Origin of the sequence: Vreelandella venusta, from assembly GCF_044809155.1 — a bacterium.
Lineage (GTDB): Bacteria > Pseudomonadota > Gammaproteobacteria > Pseudomonadales > Halomonadaceae > Vreelandella > Vreelandella venusta_B.
Window position 1 is genome coordinate 364,977 of the sequence record NZ_CP085241.1, and the last position, 21,094, is coordinate 386,070.

Genomic DNA, 21,094 nt, shown 5'->3' on the forward strand with positions numbered 1-21,094 from the left:
TTCGCGTCGTTATGCTGGCTTTCCTTGGCTGGCTAAGAGCTGGCTTCATTCTAATAATAACGGGCAACGCGCGTGAGTGATTTTCTTATTATTGGTGGCGGGGTCATCGGCATGATGACCGCGCTACAGTTGGCAGATGCGGGCCAAAAAGTAACCTTAGTAGAGCGGGGCACCTGTGGCCAAGAATCCTCCTGGGCCGGTGGTGGTATTGTATCACCGCTGTACCCATGGCGTTATGCACCGCCGGTTTCTCAGCTATCGCGCTGGTCAGAAGGCGTTTACCCAACGCTTGCGCTGCGTTTGTTAGAAGAGACGGGCATTGATCCTGAATACCGCCAAAAAGGGCTGCTTTATCTGAACGTGGACGACGATGACGCTGCGCTGCGTTGGGCGCGCCAGTTAGGTAAGCCTCTTGAGCGCGTCGACGCTGCTTTTGTTTACCAAAAGGAACCCCAGGCAGCTGCTCCTGAGGGTAACGCGCTGTGGATGCCGACCCTAGGCAGCGTGCGTAATCCACGCTTGGGACAGGCGCTGCGGGCGCGCTTACATGCTATGCCCAGCGTAACGCTCGTTGAGCAGTGTGCGGTAAGCGGGTTTATTAAACACGAAGGCAGCGTAGCAGGCGTCGCGACCAGCCAGGGCGATAAGTTGGCTGAGCGAGTGGTCGTATGCGGCGGTGCTTGGACAGCCCAATTATTAGCTGAGCTAGGCGTGCAGCTACCGGTGCGCCCGGTGAAGGGGCAAATGATTGCGTACCAGGCGCCGCCGGGGCTAGTGCAGCGGGTTATTTTAAAAGATGGCCGCTACGTCATTCCCCGTAGCGATGGCCTGATCTTGGTGGGTTCAACCCTAGAAGAAGCGGGGTTTGATAAATCCACTGACGCCGAGGCGCTGGCCTCACTGAAGCAAAGTGCCGAAGGCATCGTGCCAGCGCTTGCCGAGCTTCCCGTTGCTCATCACTGGGCAGGCCTACGACCAGGCTCCCCTGAGGGGCTGCCGTTTATCGGCGCGCTGCCCCACTGGCCCAATGTGTTCGTCAATGCGGGGCACTACCGCAATGGTTTGGTGCTTGCCCCCGCGTCTACCCATGTGCTGGTCGACCAGCTGCTGGGGCGCGACGCCTTGATCGACCCAACGCCCTTTCTGCCCACCGCTGAGCGGTTAACGGTTTAAACCGTCAACGCTTTTTTTGCCGCGCTAGTCGCGGCTCTCTTTGTCCTGCTGCTCTTGCAGGAAGCGGTCACGATGGGCGCTGGAGCAAAACCACTGCTCGTTGTCGCGTAGCGCCTCATCCTCGGGCACATGTACTTCGCACCAGCGGCAGCGCACCATTTGCCCCCCCTCGTGACGCTTTAGAGAGCTTTGCTCGTGGGAGAGCCGCCGTTCGCGGTAGAGGCCATAAAGTTTTAAACCTACGTAAAAAAGAACGGCAAAGATAATTAGCCGAATGATCAAAAGGTTCATCCTTTTTCTGCTCCCGTGGTGGGATGTGGCAAGGGCATGCAACATGCGGACACCGCGCGACCTTTGCCAGTTGGCGAGCCTTGCGGGACAATGCACCTAGTAAGGTGCCACTCTGTCTTAAAGATTCTCAAGAGATTTTAACGCCCATGCAAGACTTAACGCTGGTTATGGCCCAACTCGACCCCTTGGTGGGAGATATTCCCGGCAATGCCGCCCGTGCAATCGAAGCCGTGCGTGAAGCGAGGATCGAGCATGGGGCGGATATTGTCGTTTTCCCAGAATTGTTTTTATCCGGCTACCCGCCGGAGGATTTGCTGCTTCGCCCCTCCATGGAAACCCGCCTGCGAGAAGCGCGGGCTAAAATGGCGGAAAAGGTCTCCCGCGATGTGCTAGTCATCATTGGTTACCCCGGCGTGCGTGAGGGCAAGTGCTACAACTTAGCGGGCGTGCTGTATAACGGCCAGTGGGAAGCCGAGTATGCCAAACAGGCACTGCCCAACTACCAGGTATTTGATGAGCAGCGCTACTTCACACCGGGCACCCAGCCCTTGGTATACGAGCATAAGGGCGCCAAGCTGGGGCTGTTGATTTGTGAAGACTTATGGGAAGGCTCGCCGGTGCAGGCCGCCCGAGACGCAGGCGCCGAGGTGCTGATCAGTTTAAACGCTTCGCCTTACCACCAGGACAAGCCAGCCGAACGGCTGCGCCTGTTAGCTGAGCATGCGCAAGGCGTGCAGCGCCCGATTATTTATGTCAACACCATCGGCGGCCAGGATGAGCTGGTGTTCGACGGCGGCTCCAGCTGTGTGGATGCTCAAGGCCAATTAAAGGTGCTTGCGCCCTATTGGCAGGTAGGGCTGATGCCGGTTCAGCTGCTACAAACCAGCGCGACCACCTGGGAACCCCAGGCGGGGGAGATTGAACCCGATGTTGAGCCAGAAGAGAGCCTCTACTGCGCGCTGGTGACCGGCCTGCGGGATTACGTCAATAAAAGTGGCTTTAAAGGCGTGGTGCTGGGGCTTTCCGGCGGCATTGATTCAGCGCTCTCGCTAGCCATTGCGGTGGATGCGCTGGGGCCGCAGCGGGTTCAGGCCGTCATGATGCCCTACCACTACACGGCGGATATCTCCAAACAAGACGCCGCTGAACAGGCCGAGATGCTGGGCGTGCATTATGATGTTATGCCCATTGAACCGATGGTTGAGGCGTTTATGGAGACACTGGCGGAAAGCTTTGCTGGCACCGAGCGTGATACCACCGAAGAGAACCTGCAGTCTCGCTGCCGCGGTGTGCTGTTAATGGCAATCTCCAATAAAAAAGGCTTGATGGTATTAACCACGGGCAATAAAAGCGAAATGGCAGTGGGCTATGCGACGCTTTACGGCGACATGGTGGGCGGCTACAACGCGATTAAAGATGTGTACAAAACCTGGGTGTATCGCTTATCGCGCTGGCGTAACACGCAATCACCGGCGATTCCTGAGCGGGTGATTGAGCGCCCCCCCAGTGCTGAGCTGGCGCCGGATCAGCAGGATAGCGATTCGCTGCCCGGTTACGACGTGCTGGACGCCATCTTAGTGCGCTACATTGAGGGTGACATGAGCGCCGAAGCGATTATTGCGGCAGGTTTTGAACATGAGGACGTGTATAAAGTCGTTAAGCTTGTCGACCGCTGTGAATATAAACGTCGCCAGGCACCGGTAGGGGTGCGGGTCACGCCACGAGGCTTCGGGCGTGACCGTCGCTACCCCATCGTCAATGGCTGGCAGCCCGGTGACTAACGGCGTAACCGCGCCTAACAAAGCGCGTTTTACGACCGCACGGATTTAGGACAACACCGGGGGAGGCGCCAGACAGTGCTTGGCCATCTCTTCCGGTGTCACGGGTTTGCAGAAGTAATAGCCCTGGTAGGCGTGGCACTGGTGCTCGTTGAGATAGCGCCAGTGCTCCACGGTCTCCACTCCCTCCGCAATGACGTTTAGGCCCAGCGAGTGTCCCATGGCAATAATCGTTTCAACGATGGCCATATCGTCCTCATCCTGATGAAGGTCTCGCACGAAAGATTGATCGATTTTGATCTGATCCAGCGGCAAACGCTTCAGGTACTGTAGCGATGAGTAGCCAGTGCCGAAGTCGTCCATGGCGAAACTGACGCCTAACGTCTTCAGCTGGTGCATGCGGGCGATGGTATCCTCTACTTTGCCTATCACCATGCTTTCGGTAAGTTCAAGCTTCAGCTTATGGGGCGAGGCACCGCTCAGTTCCAAGGCGTTTGCCACTTCTTCAACAAAATTCGGCTGCTGAAACTGTTTCGCGCTGACATTGACGGCCAGTACCAAGTCATTGGTATGTGCTGCGGCTTGCCACATAACCAGCTGTTCACAGGCGGCCTGCAGTACCCAAGTGCCGATGGGGACGATGAGCCCTGTCTCTTCAGCAAGTGGAATGAACGTACCCGGAGACACAAATCCACGGGTGGGGTGCTGCCACCGAATGAGCGCTTCCGCACCGATGGCGCGCCCCTTGCCATCCACCTGCATCTGATACACCAGCACAAACTCTTTTCGCTCGATAGCTAGACGCAGATCCCGCTCCAGCTCGGTGCGGGCCTCTAACTGCGCTTGCACCACCGGGTCATAAAAGCGGATCGTATTCTGGCCATCGCGTTTGGCGAGGTGGACGGCCGAGTTGGCGTACTGGAATAGCTGGTCGACGCTATCGTCGACGCCCTTGAACAGCACTAGCCCCTGGCTGACATTCAGGTACTGGTAATGCCCATCCAAGCAGTAGGGTTGGGTGAGCGCATGATTAATCTGTAGGGCAAAGCACTCGGCCTTTTCAGCAGCCTTCAGCTTATCGCCATCCAAGCCGTCAATGATCAAGACAAATTCATCGCCGCTCAGACGGCCAATGGTGCAGCTCTGCTCTTCCAGTGTTTGCAGCCGTGTGGCCATCTGTTTAAGCAAGTTGTCTCCCGCCTGGTGGCCGATGCCATCGTTAATGCGCTTGAACTCGTCCACATCCACGTAGATCAGCGCTCCATAGGTGTTGGTTTGGCTATTGGTTTCCAGAGAGTGCTGTAAGTGCTCCTTCATTAACCGCCAGTTGGGCAGGTCGGTGAGCGTGTCGTAGTAGGCCAGCTGATGTACTTGGCGCTCTGCCTCACGGCGCTGCTGCTCGGTATCGCGGAAAGAGAGCAGCGAGAGCGCAATGCGCTGTAGCGGGCCGCTATGCTGTTGGCTTAAGCGTTCGACCGCCTGCATGTCGGGCAGCGCTTGACGATTATCTGACAGGGCCAGAATGGCGTCTCCCACTGTGACGAGCCGTCGATTGATGCGCCACGCCGCTAGAAAAGCCGCACTGATCAACAGAGCAAAGAGCCCAATGCTCAGCCACAGCGTGGAGTTACGAGCTTGGGTGAGGTCGGCGTAGGACTCTTGATGCCGGTCGCTGGCGCGCTGAGTAAGTGCCTCAAAAATCTGCTGCGAGAAAAGGCTGAACGTCGTGAAGTGGCGTTGGGCTTCTTGCAGATAAAATCCTGGGTCTCCCTGATTCAGCGTGGCTGCCTCGTTCGCCATGCTGACAAACCGACGATACGCGTGGAAGGCGCGTTGCAGGGTATCGGCGCTCTCCTGGCTCAGATCAAAGATCAGCGGAGAGGTGGTCAACTGATCGATACTTTCACCAATGCGTGACAGCTCTTGGTTAATGAGGCCGTATTCGGAGTAGCGCTGCATGGCGCCAATATCGGTCTCTTCCGCTTGGCTGAACACATCGCTCATACGTTGATGGAGATCGCCTAACTGGCGATCAAAGGTTGCCATCTGAACGAGGGTATCCAGGTCGTTGGACTGAAGCTGATAGTTTTGCAGCGACTGGGCTTTAATGACTTGTGTGGCGAGACCCAGCAGCAACAGAACGGGCAGTACCACCATCAGGATAGGTAGTAAGAACACCATGAACAGGCTTTGCGAAGGTTTCATAGCAACCTCAGGGAAAGGTAGTAGGCCGTGGTGCTCAACACCACGACCTCTCTAAATAGCTAACGGCAGATGAGACGTTTTATTTAGAAACTTTCCCATTCAGGTTCAGAGGCACTGGATTTGGCGGTGGGCAACGCAGGCGCTTTTGCCGTGTTAGAGCGCTGGAGAGCGGATGCGGGAGCGGCGTGGCGATGAGCACTTTGCGTTGAGGTGTTGGGTAGCTTGAACGCCTCCATTGCGTGCAGTAGCTGATGGGCATTTTGGCGCAAGTTGTTAGCCGCCGTCGCGCTTTCATGGACAAGCGAGGCGTTCTGTTGCGTGACCTGATCCATTTCGGTGACTGCTTGGCCAACTTCTTGTACCCCGGCGCTCTGTTCAGCGCTGGCGTTGCTAATCTCTTTCATGATGGCCGTCACGCGCTGGATCGCTTCGACAATCTCTTCGGTGGATTTGCTGGCTTCTTCGGCGCGCTCGTTACCGTGATTCACACGCTCTAAGTTGCTGGAAATAAGCTGGTTAATTTCGCGTGCGGCGTCTGCGCTACGTTGGGCGAGCTTTCGCACTTCCTCGGCCACTACCGCAAAGCCGCGGCCATGTTCGCCTGCACGCGCTGCTTCTACCGAAGCGTTAAGCGCCAGTATGTTGGTCTGAAAGGCGATCGAATCAATAGTAGAAATAATGCCCGCTATTTCCTGTGAGCTTTTGTTTAGATCATTCATGGTGGCCACAACTTGATGCACAGCATCGCCGCCGCGTGTGGCGGTTTGTGATGCCCTGTTCGCTTCCTGGCTCGCTTGCTCAGAGTTGTCAGCGTTTTGTGTCACCGTGCTGTTGAGCTCTTCCATTGCAGAGGCGGTTTCGGCTAAGGCGCTGGCCTGCTGTTCTGTACGAGAGGAAAGGTCGTTGTTGCCTTCTGCGATTTGCTCGCTGTTTGAAGCAACCGCTTCAGCTGAAGCACGTACTTGCGTCACGATATCTTGCAGATGCTTCGCCATTTCCACTTGGTAAGCCATGATGCTGCGCGTATCGCCTTTTTTTAGACGCCCTTTTGTGGCTAATTTCCCTTGGCCGATGGCTTGGGCAAAAGCCTTCACTTCGTAGGGCTCTGCGCCCAGCTCTTTTAATAGTTGGCGAGACAAGAACACTGCAATAAAAGCGCCAATGATCAATGCAAACAGGGTTAAACCAAGCATCTGGATTTGGAAACCAGAAGCAATTGACCGAGCGTCATTTGTGGTGACATTGTTGATTTGTTCTTGTAGGTCAATAAATTGATTTACTCGGCTTAGCCATTCGCTGTAAGCCGGGCCTGCTTGTTGCAGCATTATGGTTTGAGCGCGTTCGTAATCGTCAATATCTCGTGCGTCAATAACCTGCTGGGATAGATCAATGGTCACAGCAGACTGTTCGCTTATCCGGTCTAGCAGCGTTTGTTCCTGTGAGGTTGGCGGGTATTGCCGATTGAGCGCCTGCATCTCACTAATAGCAGTATCGTAATCGCGACGTAAGCGTGTGATCTCTTCTTGCAATGGGGCGAGGTTACCGTCGCCAGAGGTGATAACAATATCCCGCAACACGATAGCGCGGTCATGGACACTGCCGCGCATATTCACCGCGAAACGCTGCTTAGCGCCGTTGACATCGTTAATCTCACTCAGGCCGCGGTCAACTTGGTTGACCTGTAGTACTCCGGCGACGGTAAGTAGTACGAGCAGTGCCAGCAAAATAGAAAAGCCAACCGTAAGGCGGGTGCTTATTTTCGTTCCTGATAGTCGTTTCATCAGAGAGGTCATGCAGGGGAGCTCCTTAAGGCGCCGTTCAGGCGCTTTATTATGTTAATTAGGCAGAATGATAGCGGTGAATATAAATTTTGTACAACATATGTATGATTATTTTTGACCAAAAGGATTTGTTAAACTTTTGTAAAGTAATGTGGTATTAGGCTTAAACAAAAAAAACCACGCATACGCGTGGTTTTTTGATGTTGGCTGACTATACAGCTTAATCGTGGTCGCCTCTAGCGCACGATTCAACGCTTAGTCGCCACTGCCGTGTTTGGGTATAAAGCGGCTACCTTGAAGTTGCGCGTGGTTGGGGGCATTTTCACGCAGTACCGCAAGCACTTCATTGGCGCGGTCATCCATCCCCAGCCCTTGGTAACCCTCAATCATCGTGGCGAGGGCATCGCGGGTGGCAGTCGCCTCAGGGTAGTTTTCTACGACCCAGCGACCCCGCTCAACGGCGGCTAAGTAAGCGCCGCGGCGAAGGTAATAATCGGCAACATGCAGCTCGTGCTGGGCCAGCAACTCACGCAGATAAACAATACGCTGCTGGGCATCAGGAGCATACTGGCTCTGTGGGAAGCGCTGAATTAGCTCGCGAAAATCGTTATACGCATCCCGTGACGCCCCCAGGTCGCGCTTGGAGATATCGATCAGGCGAAGTCGCTCTAGGCTAAAGCGTCCGGCTTGCCAAGCGGAGAGGCCGCGCAGGTAGTAAGCGTAATCCACCTGGGGGTGATCCGGATGCAGGCGGATAAAACGGCTGGCCGCCGCTCTGGCTTCTTCCCAGTTGCTGTTTTCGTAATAGGCGTATATCAGCTCAAGTTGCGCCTGCTCGGCATGCGGCCCAAATGGGTAGCGCGTGTCGAGTGCTTCCAAGCGCTCAATGGCGATAGGGAAGCGGTTGCTATCTAGCGCTGTGCGCGCTAACTCGTAGAGTTCACGCTCTTGTACGCCCGCAAACTCATCTTCTTCTTCAGGGGTCGTATCATTACTGGCACAGCCTGCTAACAGGGCAAGGCTCAAGGCTAGGGCGCCAAAGCGGTTGGCAGCGGAAAAAACGCGCATCATCATCCTCGTTGCAAACAAGCCTCAATCACCGAAAAGCGACGATGGCCATAAGTAGAAATGGTAGAATAGGTCGCAGTTAGCCCACTATAAATCACCTCGGCGCAAAACGCAGGCTTAGCGACGCCTAAGTAACGTTTCGTCGGGTGCAGTCAAAGGAAAAGTTTCATGCCACGGCTAGGTTTTTTGCGTATCGAAGAGGTGCTGAATGTCTCGTATCGTTGAAGCTACGCAGCGGGTGCCGGCCACGTTAGCCGGCGCACGCTTTGACCAAGTCGCAGCAGAGTTGTTCAGTGACTACTCTCGCGAACGCCTTAAAGCGTGGATCAACGCCGGTGAATTAACGGTCGATGGCGCAAAACTAAAACCCAAAGCGAAGCTGCACGGCCACGAAATGCTGGTGCTTAAAGCGACCATTGAAGAAGACACACGCTTTGAACCCCAGGATATTGCACTCGATATCGTGTACGAAGACGATGCGGTGATGGTGATCAATAAAGCGGCAGGGATGGTGGTGCATCCAGCGGCGGGTAATCCCGATGGCACCTTGTTGAACGCGCTGCTGCATCATCATCCGGCGTTAGCGGAGGTGCCGCGAGCGGGGATCGTCCATCGCTTGGATAAAGACACCACCGGGCTGATGATGGTCGCCAAAACCCTGCCCGCCCAAACGGCGCTGGTTGATCAGCTCCAGGCGCGCAGCGTATCGCGTCAGTATGATGCGGTAGTGATTGGTAAGCCGGTAGCGGGCAGCAAGATTGATGCACCTATTGGTCGGCATCCGAAAGATCGCAAGCGCCAAGCGGTCACGGCGTCAGGAAAACCAGCGGTGACGCATTATCGCGTCGTGGAGCGTTTTCGCGCCCATACGCACGTGCGTTGCACGCTTGAAACCGGGCGTACTCACCAAATTCGTGTCCATATGGCCCACGCGCGTTACCCGCTGATTGGTGATCCGCTCTATGGCGGTCGTGCCAAGCTGCCGCCGGGCGCCGCCGAGCCGTTAAAAGAGATTCTGCGTGAATTTCCGCGTCAGGCACTGCATGCGCGCAAACTCAGCTTTGTGCATCCTGTAAGCGGCGAAACGGCTACCTTTCAAATTGATCTGCCTGACGATCTGCTAATGTTGTTGGACTACCTGCGCGAAGACAACGAGACCATGCGATGAGCGATGCCATTGATCTAAAGCCTACGCTGCTGCTGCCCGACTGGCCCGCGCCTGCCAATGTGCGGGCGTTCGTTACTACTCGGGAAACAGGGCCAAGCCAAGATGATTTTGCAGCGTTCAATCCCGCGACCCACGTAGGCGACAATGCTGATCACGTCGCGCTGTGCCGCCGGTTAATGCATAAAGAGATCGGCGACGACCGCCCGCTGCTGTGGCTCAATCAAACTCATGGCGCACGTGTCTTACAGGCGTATCAAGACGACACGCCGGAAGCCGACGCGGCGGTTGCCAGCAGCAACGACTACGCCTGTGTGGTTCTTACCGCAGATTGCTTGCCGGTACTGTTGTGTAACCGCCAAGGCACCCAGGTGGGAGTGGCGCATGCGGGCTGGCGAGGGCTAGCAGGCGGTGTGCTGGAAGCCACCGTCGCCGCGATGAACTGTGACCCTGACGACATTTTAGTGTGGCTAGGCCCTGCTATTTCTAACGCCCAGTTCGAGGTGGGTCCTGAGGTCTATGGCGCGTTTGTCGCGGTACACCCTGACACGGCCGACGCGTTTGACCACAGCCCCTACCGTCTTGGTCACTACATGGCAGACCTATATCGGCTAGCGCGATTTCGCTTGGAGGCGCTGGGGATTCACCACATCAGCGGCGGCCATTTCTGCACCGCCTGCGAGTCGCGCTTTTACTCCCATCGCCGGGACAACGGCAACACCGGGCGCATGGCGAGTGTGATCTGGATCAACTAAGCAACGCTATTCCTTCGTGGTTGTGAGGCGTCCCTCTTGAAATGCATGGAACTGACGCCATTTAACTTGTCAAGCTAAACGTTTTAGCACATTTAAGACAGGTTATTGGGAAACACCGTGGGTCCAAACGCACGGCACCCCCAGGAGGAATTCCATGCGATTCGATAAATTTACAGCCAAATTACAGGCCGCCATTTCTGAGGCACAGTCGCTTGCGGTTGGGCACGGCCATAATCAGCTTGACCCTGCGCACTTACTACTGGCGTTATTAGATACCAAAGACACCGGCGTTAAAGCCCTGGTTGAAAAAGCTGAGGGTAGCAGCTCGCGCTTGCGCGATGGCTTGGTGCAGCAATTAGATAACTTACCCAAAGTTAGCCAGTTCGACGGGGATGTTCAGCCCTCCCGCGACTTCATTAAGCTATTTAACTTAACTGACCGGGAAGCGCAGAAGCGTGGTGACCAGTTCATCGCGTCTGAGCTGGTGCTGCTGGCAGCGTTGGAGATGAATTCAGCGATTACCAAGCTGCTTAAAGAGGCCGGGATTAATCGCAAATCCCTCGAATCCGCGATTAACAGCCTACGCGGCGGCGCTACCGTCGACGATGCTAACGCCGAAGATCAGCGAGAGGCGCTGAACAAATATACCCTCGACCTTACCCAGCGTGCGCTGGACGGCAAACTCGACCCAGTGATTGGCCGCGACGACGAAATTCGCCGTACCATTCAGGTGCTGCAACGCCGCACCAAAAATAACCCGGTGCTGATCGGTGAACCGGGCGTGGGTAAAACCGCCATTGTGGAAGGGCTGGCGCAACGTATTGTGAACGGTGAAGTGCCCGAGGGCCTGAAAGATAAGCGCGTACTCTCGTTGGATATGGGGTCGTTACTGGCAGGCGCTAAATTCCGCGGCGAGTTTGAGGAGCGTCTAAAAGCCGTGCTCAAAGAGCTTTCCCAGGAAGAAGGGCGGGTCATCCTGTTTATTGACGAGCTGCACACCATGGTCGGTGCGGGCAAGGCTGAAGGCGCGATGGATGCGGGCAATATGCTTAAGCCTGCGCTGGCGCGGGGTGAGCTGCACTGTGTGGGTGCGACCACGCTAGACGAGTACCGTAAGTACATCGAAAAAGACGCCGCGCTGGAGCGCCGTTTCCAGAAGGTGCTGGTGGATGAGCCGTCCGAAGCGGATACGGTGGCTATTCTGCGCGGCTTAAAAGAGCGCTACGAAGTGCACCACGGTGTGGATATTACCGATTCGGCGATCATTGCTGCCGCGAAGCTCTCTACTCGCTACATCACGGATCGGCAGCTGCCCGACAAAGCGATTGATCTGATCGATGAAGCCGCGTCTCGTATCCGCATGGAGCTGGACTCTAAACCTGAAGAGATGGATCGACTGGATCGTCGCCTAATCCAGCTGAAAATGGAGCGCGAAGCGCTTAAGAAAGAGACCGACGAGGCGACTAAGAAACGCCTTGAAGCGCTGAATAACCAGATTCACGAGTTAGAGCGTGAATACGCTGACTTGGATGAAATCTGGAAAGCCGAAAAAGCCAGTATTCAAGGCGCAGCCCAGTTTAAGGCGGAGCTGGAGCAGGCGCGCATTGACCTTGAGCAGGCGCGTCGCCAGGGTGATTTAGGTCGGATGTCGGAAATTCAGTACGGCAAAATTCCGGCGCTTGAGAAGAAGATTAGCGAAGCGGGGGAAGGCGAGGCGGATACGGCCAGCCACCAGCTGTTGCGTTCCAACGTTACCGAGGAAGAGATTGCCGAGGTGGTTTCCCGCTGGACAGGCATTCCCGTCTCTAAAATGTTGGAAGGCGAGCGGGACAAGCTGCTGCGCATGGAAGAAGCGCTGCATGAGCGGGTGATTGGTCAGCATGAAGCGGTTGAAGCGGTGGCGAACGCCGTGCGTCGCTCGCGAGCAGGGCTTTCTGACCCCAATCGGCCTAACGGCTCGTTTCTGTTCCTCGGCCCCACCGGGGTGGGTAAAACGGAGCTATGTAAGTCGCTGGCTAACTTCTTGTTCGATACGGAAGAGGCCATGGTGCGTATCGATATGTCGGAGTTTATGGAGAAGCACTCCGTGGCCCGTCTGATTGGTGCGCCTCCCGGCTACGTGGGTTACGAAGAGGGTGGCTACCTAACCGAAGCGGTGCGCCGTAAACCCTACTCGGTGCTGTTGCTCGATGAGGTGGAAAAGGCGCATCCGGATGTGTTCAATATCTTGCTGCAAGTGCTGGAGGATGGTCGCTTAACCGATGGGCAAGGCCGCACGGTGGATTTCCGCAATACCGTGATCGTCATGACCTCTAACATGGGCTCGGACATTATCCAGCGTATGGGCGGGGACGATAACGATTATGAGGTGATGAAAAATATGGTCATGGAAGTAGTGGGTAACCACTTCCGGCCTGAACTCATTAACCGTATCGATGAAGTCGTAGTGTTCCATGCCCTTGGGCAAGCGCAAATCCAAGCCATTGCCGGTATTCAGCTAGAGCGTTTGAAAGTTCGCTTAGCTGAACATGATTTGAGCTTGGAGATCAGTGATGACGCCATGGCGCAGTTGGCGGTGGTAGGGTTCGATCCGGTGTACGGTGCACGGCCATTGAAGCGTGCGATTCAAAGCCGCATCGAGAACCCATTGGCGCAAGACCTGCTGGCCGGCAAGTATGCCCCCGGCGATACGATTCACATCAGTGCAAGCGAAGGCAAGCTGGTGTTTGAATGATCCTAACTTGGTGATTTAGTGCGCAGGCGCAATCGGTGTGCTGCGCAATTGAATAGGGCAAAAGCCCCGTTAGCTCGGCTAGCGGGGCTTTTTTAATGGCTTCCTGCAACGTTTGTTGCGTTTGTCTTGATCGGAGGTTGACAGGCCGAGGGCGCTAATGGAATCTTGTGGGTTCCTGATTTGCGGGCGCGGAACCAACGGGCAACCCCTAATCCCCGCGCGAAGGGTAGGCAATGGCCTTTACCCGCCGAAGGACTTCCGGGCTTGGGCTAACCGCCCAACCTGGCCAACGCCCCGACACGGCAAACCGCCGTGTGAGGAAGCCACTGATTTATATTGCAATAAATGAGTGCTTCCGATGAGAGTGCAGGCCCTAACCGGGTCACATGCCAGGGTTTGGCATCAGGTGCCGGCAAGGGCCGGCAGCGGCATACCGCCGCACTCGACACCGCAGGATGTCCTGCGGATCGCACTCGAGACCTCCAGGGGAGAAACACAGTGGAACTGCTTTCCGGCGCAGATATGATCGCCCGCTTCTTACAAGATGAGGGCGTGGAATACATTTATGGTTATCCCGGCGGCGCGGCGCTGCACATTTACGATGCGCTGTTCCGTCAAGACAAAGTGAAGCACATTCTCGTGCGTCACGAACAGGCAGCGACCCATGCGGCCGACGGTTACGCCCGCGCTTCCGGCAAGCCTGGAACCGTGCTGGTGACCTCCGGCCCTGGCGCTACCAATGCGGTCACTGGCATTGCGACCGCTTATATGGATTCGATTCCATTGGTGGTGCTATGCGGCCAGGTAATGAGCCACCTGATTGGCGATGACGCCTTCCAGGAAACCGATATTGTCGGTGTGACGCGTCCGATCGTGAAGCACAGCTTCTCAATACGGCATCCGTCCGAAATTCCTGAAGTGCTTAAAAAAGCCTACTATCTGGCCGCTACTGGGCGCCCTGGCCCCGTGGTCGTCGATATCCCCAAAGATATGACCGCGCCCACCGAGCGTTATGAGTACGTCTACCCGAAAAAGGTCAAGATGCGCTCCTATAACCCGGTGACTCGTGGGCATACCGGCCAAATCAAAAAAGCCGTTGAGTTGATGCTGAAAGCCAAGCGCCCAGTCTTCTATACCGGCGGCGGCGTGGTGTTGGGCAAGGCGAGTGAAGGGCTGACCGATTTGGTCAAACAGCTGGGCTTCCCCATTACCACCACGCTGATGGGCATTGGTGCTTACCCGCAAAGTGATCGGCAGTGTCTGGGCTGGCTGGGGATGCACGGCTCGTATGAATCCAACATGGCCATGCACCATGCGGATTTAATTATTGCCATTGGCGCGCGTTTTGATGACCGCGTGACCAACAACACGTCGAAATTCTGCCCCACGGCAAAAATCATTCACGTGGATGTGGACCCAAGCTCGGTATCTAAAACCGTGCGTGCGGATGTGCCTATCGTTGGGCCAGCGTCTAGCGTCATTAATGAAATGATCAGCCTGGTTCAAGGTCAGTCAATTTCACAACCTGAAGCGCTGAGCGAGTGGTGGCAAAAGATTGACGGCTGGCGTGCTGAACGTGAAGGCAAACTTTACGAGCCTTCTAAGCCGGGCGAAGTGTTGAAGCCTCAGGAAGTCGTCGAAGCGCTGTGCCGCGTTACGCGCGGTGAAGCTTACGTGACCACCGACGTTGGCCAGCATCAGATGTTTGCTGCCCAGTACTACAAGTTCGACAAGCCTAACCGACTGATCACGTCAGGCGGTTTGGGCACCATGGGCTTTGGTTTCCCTGCGGCCATGGGCATCAAGCAGAACTTCCCGGATGACGACGTGGTCTGCGTCACCGGTGAAGGCAGCTTCCAGATGATGATGCAGGAGCTCTCGACCTGTAAGCAGTACGGTATAGGCGTCAAGATTGTAAACCTCAATAACGCATCGCTTGGTATGGTGCGCCAATGGCAGGATCTGAACTACAAATCTCGCCATGCGCACTCTTATATGGAGTCGCTACCAGACTTCCATATGCTGATTGAGGCTTACGGATTTACCGCGATCACCGTGAATACCCTTGAGGAGTTGGAGCCGGCGCTAGAGCGTGCCTTTGCCAACAAGCATGAGCTGGTGTTCCTGGATGTGAAGGTTGATCCTTTTGAGCACGTCTATCCGATGCAGGTGCCGTTAGGTGCTATGCGTGACATGCTGCTGTCTAAAACGGAGCGTACCTGATGCGTCATATCATCTCGATTCTGATGGAAAACGAACCGGGTGCGCTGTCACGTGTGGTCGGGCTGTTCTCCCAGCGTAACTTCAACATCGAAACGCTGAACGTGGCACCGACGGAAGATCCGTCGCTGTCTCGCTTAACGGTCACTACCATTGGTGATGACCGTGTGATCGAGCAGATCACTAAGCATCTTAATAAGCTGATTGATGTGGTTAAGCTGGTGGATCTCACTGAAGGTAACCACATCGAGCGCGAGTTGATGCTGGTGAAGGTGAAAGCGTTAGGCGCTGCCCGCGACGAAGTGAAGCGTACGGTGGATATCTTCCGGGCGCAGATTGTCGATGTCACGCCAAGTCTCTACACGGTGCAAATTACCGGCGATGCGGGCAAGCTGGATGCTTTCCTGCAGGCCATGGCGCCGGTAGGCATTCTTGAAGTGGCGCGTACCGGGGTGTCCGGTATTGCTCGGGGCGATAAAGTGCTGTCGCTGTAAGCCGCGCTTTAACGCAGTGATGTGCTGCGGTGTTATGCCGGTGAAGAGCCGCCCCTTGTTGGGCGGCTTTTTTATGCGCGAAGTTTGTTATTCAACACGTTAGCGCGCGTTTACCGCTGCCCAAAAAGCATCAATGATCGGGTTTTTTAACCGCCGATTGAGTACGCAAAGCCCTACATCGTAGTGCGGTAGTTCCGGTTTCACGTTCAGCACCTGAACACGCTCGGCTAATGGGCTGTTATCGAGCACAATTTTGGGCACCACGCCCACGCCAAAGCCTAGCCCCACCATACTGACAATGGCTTCGTGACCCGCTACCTGGGCATAAATGCGCGGAGAAATGCCCATCGCTTTGAACCACGTATTAGCGAACTCTCTGGAAAGCCCCGCTTCCGACAAAATCATCGGCACGTGCTGCCACTGCTCAGCGGTAGAGCTTTCTGGCTGTGGCGGCAGCCACGGGTGGGTTTCGGTGGGGGCAATGAACAGTAGTGGTGATCGGGTCAGTGACTTAAAGGCCAGCGCGCTAGGCGGAATACGCGGGCGAGGGGTAATCGCCATATCGTCTGCGCCTTCTAAGACCCGTGACATCGCATCGGCGGGATCACCGGTATGCAGTTTTAATTCAATACCGGGATGGCGTGTGCGCACATCGCTTAATAACTCATACAGAAAGCTATAGCTTGCGGTGACAGAGCAGTAAATGCTGATGTCGCCGCTGAGTTGTGTCGAGGTTGCCGAAAGGGTGCGCTTTTGGGTTTCCCACTGCTCTAACGTCTCCTTGGCATAGCGTTGGAAGGTGATGCCTTGTGGGGTCAGTGTGACGTGACGATTGTCGCGCTCAAAGAGGCGCGTACCCAGCTCGCTCTCCACCTGCTGAATCGAGCGGCTGAGCGTCGAGGGGCTGATATGGCACAGCTCGCTGGCGCGGCCAAAGTGCAGTGTGTCGGCCAGAGTGACCACGTGCTTGAGTAGGCGAAAATCCATAACGACCGACATCCTAGGCGTAATTTCATAATATGAAATAGTATGTTGCAAACATAGCGTTTTACGCAACGGTCGTACTGTCGTAGAGTGACTTCAACGCCGAATCCCAGTGCTGCAAAAGACGGCACGGGTGGCCATCAACGCTGACCTATACGCTATAAAAATTTGATATCAACGACTTCTGGAGTCTCGCCATGCACGTTTATTACGATAAAGATTGCGACCTGTCCCTGATCCAAGCCAAAAAAGTCACCATCGTTGGTTACGGCTCTCAAGGGCATGCCCACGCCAACAACCTGAAAGAGTCTGGCGTTGACGTCACTGTGGCACTGCGCAAAGGCTCTTCGTCGGCAGCGAAAGCAGAAGCGGCTGGTTTGAAGGTAGCGAGCGTATCTGAAGCGTGCAAAACCGCTGACGTGGTCATGATCCTGGCACCGGACGAAAACCAAAAAGCTATCTACGAGCAAGAAGTAGAGCCGAACCTGAAAGAAGGCGCGACGCTGGCGTTCGCCCACGGCTTCAACATTCACTACAACCAGATTGAGCCGCGCAAAGACCTCGACGTGATCATGATCGCGCCGAAAGCGCCGGGCCATACCGTTCGTTCTGAGTTCGTTAAAGGCGGCGGTATTCCCGATCTGATCGCAATTCACCAGGATGCATCTGGCAGTGCCAAAGAGCTGGCGCTCTCCTATGCTGCCGGTGTAGGCGGTGGCCGCAGTGGTATCATCGAAACCACCTTCAAAGACGAAACCGAAACCGATCTGTTCGGTGAGCAAGCGGTACTGTGCGGTGGCGCGGTTGAGCTGGTAAAAGCGGGCTTCGAGACGCTGACAGAAGCTGGCTACGCACCGGAAATGGCTTACTTCGAGTGTCTGCATGAGCTTAAGCTGATCGTTGACCTGATGTATGAAGGCGGCATTGCCAACATGAACTACTCCATCTCTAACAACGCAGAGTATGGCGAGTACGTGACTGGCCCTGAAGTGATCAACGATGAGTCGCGTGCCGCTATGCGCAATGCGCTCAAGCGTATCCAGACCGGTGAATACGCGAAGATGTTCATCCAGGAAGGCAACACTAACTACCCGTCGATGACAGCGCGTCGTCGTTTAAACGCTGAGCACGAAATCGAGCAGGTAGGTGCCAAGCTGCGCGGTATGATGCCGTGGATTGCTGCCAATCAGCTGGTCGATAAGTCCAAAAACTAATCAGTTCACTGAACTGCTAACGCCCCGAGGCCCTGCCTTGGGGCGTTTTTCGTCGTCCATGGCAATTGGCTGGCTGCCTGGGCGTCACCGTGTAGAATGTGAAGAGATCACTGTTTATGTGACTTCACTTCAAATGGATGACACTTATGACCCAGGATGCTCGCGATCAAGAGCACGAAACTACGCAGCTTTCCGAAACGTCGGCCAGCGGTGAGTCCTCTCAGCAAGCATCGTCAAAAGACGATGTTGTCGGCAATGAAGATCTCGCCGCCGCATTTTTGCGTGAAACCGAGGTTGTTGAGGAGGCCGTCGAAGATGGCAAGAAGATACGCCGTAAAGGCATCTATCTATTGCCCAACCTGTTCACGACCTCCGCACTCTTTTCTGGCTTTTTTGCCGTTATCGCCGGGATTAACGGTGAGTTCACGTCGGCCGCAGTGGCTATTTTTATTGCCATGGTGCTGGACGGCCTAGATGGGCGTGTTGCGCGCATGACCAATACACAAAGTGAGTTTGGCGCGGAGTACGACAGCCTTGCAGACATGATCTCGTTTGGGATGGCGCCTGCACTGGTCGCCTTTACCTGGATTTTGCAAGATATCGGCAAAACTGGATGGGTCGTCGCATTTCTTTATGTCGCCTGCGCTGCGTTGCGCTTAGCGCGCTTCAATGTCCAGATCGGTAGTGCTGATAAAAAGTGGTTCATTGGTTTGCCAAGCCCCTCTGCGGCTGCTTTAGTTGCTGCGAGTGTTTGGACATTCCATAGCTTCGATGCCGATGCGTTCGGTTATAAGCTGCTCATGCTGGTGGTAGTGGGTGCGGCCGGCATTCTAATGGTCAGTAATATTCGCTACTACAGCTTTAAAGACCTGGACTTCAAAAAGCCGGTGCCTTTCGTGGTGTTGCTCGCTGTCGTGCTAGGGTTTGTAATGATTTCAGTAGAGCCTTCAGTGATGCTATTGCTGCTGTTTGCAGCTTATGTGTGTTCCGGGCCGGTACTCGCTGTTATGCGTAAGGCAAAACCGAAACACTGACCTTTTTGAAAACTTTTTCACATTAGCCCTTGCCAACCCGGCCGCGAATCCGTAAAGTACGCATCCGCTGCCGGGGACGCCAAGCGTTACCAGCGGTGTATGAAGGTGAAAACCTTCGGTTTGTCAATAGGTTAGAGCGGTTGTATGGCTCGCCTCGTTCGCTGAATTCAGTCACTGAAAACAGCGGTTGACAACCACCAGGAAGTGCGTAGAATACGCCTTCCTCGCTGAGGCAACACGGTTCAGGTCACCGAGCCAGCACAGCGAAACAGCTCTTTAACAATTTGATCAGGTAATTCATGTGGGCGCTTGCCGATGAGGGTGATAAATCACCAAATATCAAGGCAAGCGGTCATGAGAACGAAAGTTTGAATGAATTCGTTTGAACCTTGAGCCAAGTTTGATGCGCTTTTGTTACCTTCGGGTGACGAGTAAGCATCACAATGATTTTAAACTGAAGAGTTTGATCATGGCTCAGATTGAACGCTGGCGGCAGGCCTAACACATGCAAGTCGAGCGGTAACAGATCTAGCTTGCTAGATGCTGACGAGCGGCGGACGGGTGAGTAATGCATAGGAATCTGCCCGGTAGTGGGGGATAACCTGGGGAAACCCAGGCTAATACCGCATACGTCCTACGGGAGAAAGGGGGCTTCGGCTCCCGCTATTGGATGAGCCTATGTCGGATTAGCTAGTTGGTGAGGTAAAGGCTCACCAAGGCAACGATCCGTAGCTGGTCTGAGAGGATGATCAGCCACATCGGGACTGAGACACGGCCCGAACTCCTACGGGAGGCAGCAGTGGGGAATATTGGACAATGGGCGCAAGCCTGATCCAGCCATGCCGCGTGTGTGAAGAAGGCCCTCGGGTTGTAAAGCACTTTCAGCGAGGAAGAACGCCTAGTGGTTAATACCCATTAGGAAAGACATCACTCGCAGAAGAAGCACCGGCTAACTCCGTGCCAGCAGCCGCGGTAATACGGAGGGTGCAAGCGTTAATCGGAATTACTGGGCGTAAAGCGCGCGTAGGTGGCTTGATAAGCCGGTTGTGAAAGCCCCGGGCTCAACCTGGGAACGGCATCCGGAACTGTCAAGCTAGAGTGCAGGAGAGGAAGGTAGAATTCCCGGTGTAGCGGTGAAATGCGTAGAGATCGGGAGGAATACCAGTGGCGAAGGCGGCCTTCTGGACTGACACTGACACTGAGGTGCGAAAGCGTGGGTAGCAAACAGGATTAGATACCCTGGTAGTCCACGCCGTAAACGATGTCGACCAGCCGTTGGGTGCCTAGCGCACTTTGTGGCGAAGTTAACGCGATAAGTCGACCGCCTGGGGAGTACGGCCGCAAGGTTAAAACTCAAATGAATTGACGGGGGCCCGCACAAGCGGTGGAGCATGTGGTTTAATTCGATGCAACGCGAAGAACCTTACCTACTCTTGACATCCTGCGAACTTGTGAGAGATCACTTGGTGCCTTCGGGAACGCAGAGACAGGTGCTGCATGGCTGTCGTCAGCTCGTGTTGTGAAATGTTGGGTTAAGTCCCGTAACGAGCGCAACCCTTGTCCTTATTTGCCAGCACGTAATGGTGGGAACTCTAAGGAGACTGCCGGTGACAAACCGGAGGAAGGTGGGGACGACGTCAAGTCATCATGGCCCTTACGAGTAGGGCTACACACGTGCTACAATGGCCGGTACAAAGGGTTGCCAACTCGCGAGAGTGAGCTAATCCCGAAAAGCCGGTCTCAGTCCGGATCGGAGTCTGCAACTCGACTCCGTGAAGTCGGAATCGCTAGTAATCGTGAATCAGAATGTCACGGTGAATACGTTCCCGGGCCTTGTACACACCGCCCGTCACACCATGGGAGTGGACTGCACCAGAAGTGGTTAGCCTAACGCAAGAGGGCGATCACCACGGTGTGGTTCATGACTGGGGTGAAGTCGTAACAAGGTAGCCGTAGGGGAACCTGCGGCTGGATCACCTCCTTAAACGATGCATCACTCTCGCGGTAAGCGCTCACAATGAATTACCTGATCAGAATGCTGTTGATACGCAGTGATAAGCGAATGCTTTTTTCACATTAAAAGAAAAAAAGGTCTTTTCTCTTTTTTTAACGTGAAAGAACGCTTATCACTGCGCATAGCAGTCGCTCTTTAACAATGTATATCATGCTGACATAAATACTTCTTCGAAGTGTTTATA

The 21,094-nt window shown here is 55.0% G+C and carries 14 protein-coding genes and 1 rRNA gene; 10 read left to right on the forward strand and 5 right to left on the reverse strand.

From position 1 onward, the window contains the following. Window positions 1-72 precede the first annotated feature (72 nt). The gene (gene thiO / locus LG301_RS01765; protein ID WP_404472886.1) at window positions 73-1,173 is read left to right on the forward strand and encodes a glycine oxidase ThiO; all 1,101 of its coding nucleotides are present in this window, start codon (window positions 73-75) and stop codon (window positions 1,171-1,173) included. 24 nt (window positions 1,174-1,197) lie between these two features. On the opposite strand, the gene LG301_RS01770 is transcribed toward thiO, so the two are convergent. Beyond that, window positions 1,198-1,464: a PP0621 family protein gene (locus LG301_RS01770; protein WP_404472888.1), complete on the reverse strand. Its 267-nt coding sequence runs from the start codon at window positions 1,462-1,464 to the stop codon at window positions 1,198-1,200. A 146-nt stretch (window positions 1,465-1,610) separates the two neighbouring features. Between LG301_RS01770 and LG301_RS01775 the strand changes: the two genes are divergently transcribed. Continuing rightward, the gene (locus LG301_RS01775) at window positions 1,611-3,245 is read left to right on the forward strand and encodes an NAD+ synthase (RefSeq protein ID WP_404472890.1); all 1,635 of its coding nucleotides are present in this window, start codon (window positions 1,611-1,613) and stop codon (window positions 3,243-3,245) included. Window positions 3,246-3,290: 45 nt separating this feature from the next. On the opposite strand, the gene LG301_RS01780 is transcribed toward LG301_RS01775, so the two are convergent. From LG301_RS01780 to LG301_RS01790, 3 genes are all read right to left on the reverse strand, one after another. After that, window positions 3,291-5,447, reverse strand: coding sequence for a putative bifunctional diguanylate cyclase/phosphodiesterase (locus LG301_RS01780; protein ID WP_404472892.1), 2,157 nt, complete (start codon window positions 5,445-5,447; stop codon window positions 3,291-3,293). An 83-nt stretch (window positions 5,448-5,530) separates the two neighbouring features. Continuing rightward, a complete protein-coding gene (locus LG301_RS01785; protein ID WP_404472894.1) occupies window positions 5,531-7,240 on the reverse strand; it encodes a methyl-accepting chemotaxis protein in 1,710 nt (569 codons plus the stop codon). Window positions 7,241-7,483: 243 nt separating this feature from the next. Next, window positions 7,484-8,296: an outer membrane protein assembly factor BamD gene (locus tag LG301_RS01790; RefSeq protein WP_404472896.1), complete on the reverse strand. Its 813-nt coding sequence runs from the start codon at window positions 8,294-8,296 to the stop codon at window positions 7,484-7,486. 208 nt (window positions 8,297-8,504) lie between these two features. Between LG301_RS01790 and rluD the strand changes: the two genes are divergently transcribed. From rluD to ilvN, 5 genes are all read left to right on the forward strand, one after another. Next, the gene (gene rluD, locus LG301_RS01795; protein WP_404472897.1) at window positions 8,505-9,464 is read left to right on the forward strand and encodes a 23S rRNA pseudouridine(1911/1915/1917) synthase RluD; all 960 of its coding nucleotides are present in this window, start codon (window positions 8,505-8,507) and stop codon (window positions 9,462-9,464) included. Further along, window positions 9,461-10,216, forward strand: a complete 756-nt coding sequence (pgeF, locus tag LG301_RS01800; RefSeq protein WP_404472899.1) for a peptidoglycan editing factor PgeF — start codon at window positions 9,461-9,463, stop codon at window positions 10,214-10,216. Before rluD ends, pgeF begins: the two co-directional genes overlap by 4 nt. Window positions 10,217-10,370: 154 nt before the next feature. Beyond that, entirely contained in the window at window positions 10,371-12,950 is a 2,580-nt protein-coding gene (gene clpB, locus LG301_RS01805; protein ID WP_404472901.1) for an ATP-dependent chaperone ClpB, read from the forward strand. A 498-nt stretch (window positions 12,951-13,448) separates the two neighbouring features. Beyond that, window positions 13,449-15,173 (forward strand): acetolactate synthase 3 large subunit, encoded by a 1,725-nt coding sequence (locus LG301_RS01810; protein WP_290955174.1) that lies wholly within the window; start codon window positions 13,449-13,451, stop codon window positions 15,171-15,173. Next, window positions 15,173-15,664, forward strand: coding sequence for an acetolactate synthase small subunit (gene ilvN, locus LG301_RS01815; protein ID WP_009101679.1), 492 nt, complete (start codon window positions 15,173-15,175; stop codon window positions 15,662-15,664). Before LG301_RS01810 ends, ilvN begins: the two co-directional genes overlap by 1 nt. Window positions 15,665-15,763: 99 nt before the next feature. Here ilvN and ilvY read toward each other — a convergent pair whose 3' ends face one another. After that, the gene (gene ilvY, locus LG301_RS01820; RefSeq protein ID WP_404472904.1) at window positions 15,764-16,651 is read right to left on the reverse strand and encodes an HTH-type transcriptional activator IlvY; all 888 of its coding nucleotides are present in this window, start codon (window positions 16,649-16,651) and stop codon (window positions 15,764-15,766) included. A 194-nt stretch (window positions 16,652-16,845) separates the two neighbouring features. Between ilvY and ilvC the strand changes: the two genes are divergently transcribed. The 3 genes from ilvC to LG301_RS01835 all read left to right on the forward strand — a co-directional run bounded on the left by ilvC (window position 16,846) and on the right by LG301_RS01835 (window position 20,880). Then, window positions 16,846-17,862: a ketol-acid reductoisomerase gene (ilvC, locus tag LG301_RS01825; RefSeq protein ID WP_404472905.1), complete on the forward strand. Its 1,017-nt coding sequence runs from the start codon at window positions 16,846-16,848 to the stop codon at window positions 17,860-17,862. A gap of 146 nt (window positions 17,863-18,008) precedes the next feature. Then, complete coding sequence (gene pssA / locus LG301_RS01830; RefSeq protein ID WP_404472907.1) at window positions 18,009-18,896, forward strand: CDP-diacylglycerol--serine O-phosphatidyltransferase; 888 nt, start codon at window positions 18,009-18,011, stop codon at window positions 18,894-18,896. 451 nt (window positions 18,897-19,347) lie between these two features. Next, window positions 19,348-20,880: ribosomal RNA gene (locus LG301_RS01835) — 16S ribosomal RNA — on the forward strand. The last annotated feature ends 214 nt before the right edge of the window (window positions 20,881-21,094 follow it).

Coding starts and splice junctions, on each gene's coding strand:
- ilvY (WP_404472904.1), bottom strand. CDS start 16,651: ATGGATTTTCGCCTACTCAAGCACGTGGTCACTCTGGCCGACACACTG.
- ilvN (WP_009101679.1), top strand. CDS start 15,173: ATGCGTCATATCATCTCGATTCTGATGGAAAACGAACCGGGTGCGCTG.
- LG301_RS01790 (WP_404472896.1), bottom strand. CDS start 8,296: ATGCGCGTTTTTTCCGCTGCCAACCGCTTTGGCGCCCTAGCCTTGAGC.
- rluD (WP_404472897.1), top strand. CDS start 8,505: ATGTCTCGTATCGTTGAAGCTACGCAGCGGGTGCCGGCCACGTTAGCC.
- LG301_RS01785 (WP_404472894.1), bottom strand. CDS start 7,240: ATGACCTCTCTGATGAAACGACTATCAGGAACGAAAATAAGCACCCGC.
- LG301_RS01780 (WP_404472892.1), bottom strand. CDS start 5,447: ATGAAACCTTCGCAAAGCCTGTTCATGGTGTTCTTACTACCTATCCTG.
- clpB (WP_404472901.1), top strand. CDS start 10,371: ATGCGATTCGATAAATTTACAGCCAAATTACAGGCCGCCATTTCTGAG.
- pssA (WP_404472907.1), top strand. CDS start 18,009: ATGACCCAGGATGCTCGCGATCAAGAGCACGAAACTACGCAGCTTTCC.
- ilvC (WP_404472905.1), top strand. CDS start 16,846: ATGCACGTTTATTACGATAAAGATTGCGACCTGTCCCTGATCCAAGCC.
- pgeF (WP_404472899.1), top strand. CDS start 9,461: ATGAGCGATGCCATTGATCTAAAGCCTACGCTGCTGCTGCCCGACTGG.
- LG301_RS01770 (WP_404472888.1), bottom strand. CDS start 1,464: ATGAACCTTTTGATCATTCGGCTAATTATCTTTGCCGTTCTTTTTTAC.
- LG301_RS01775 (WP_404472890.1), top strand. CDS start 1,611: ATGCAAGACTTAACGCTGGTTATGGCCCAACTCGACCCCTTGGTGGGA.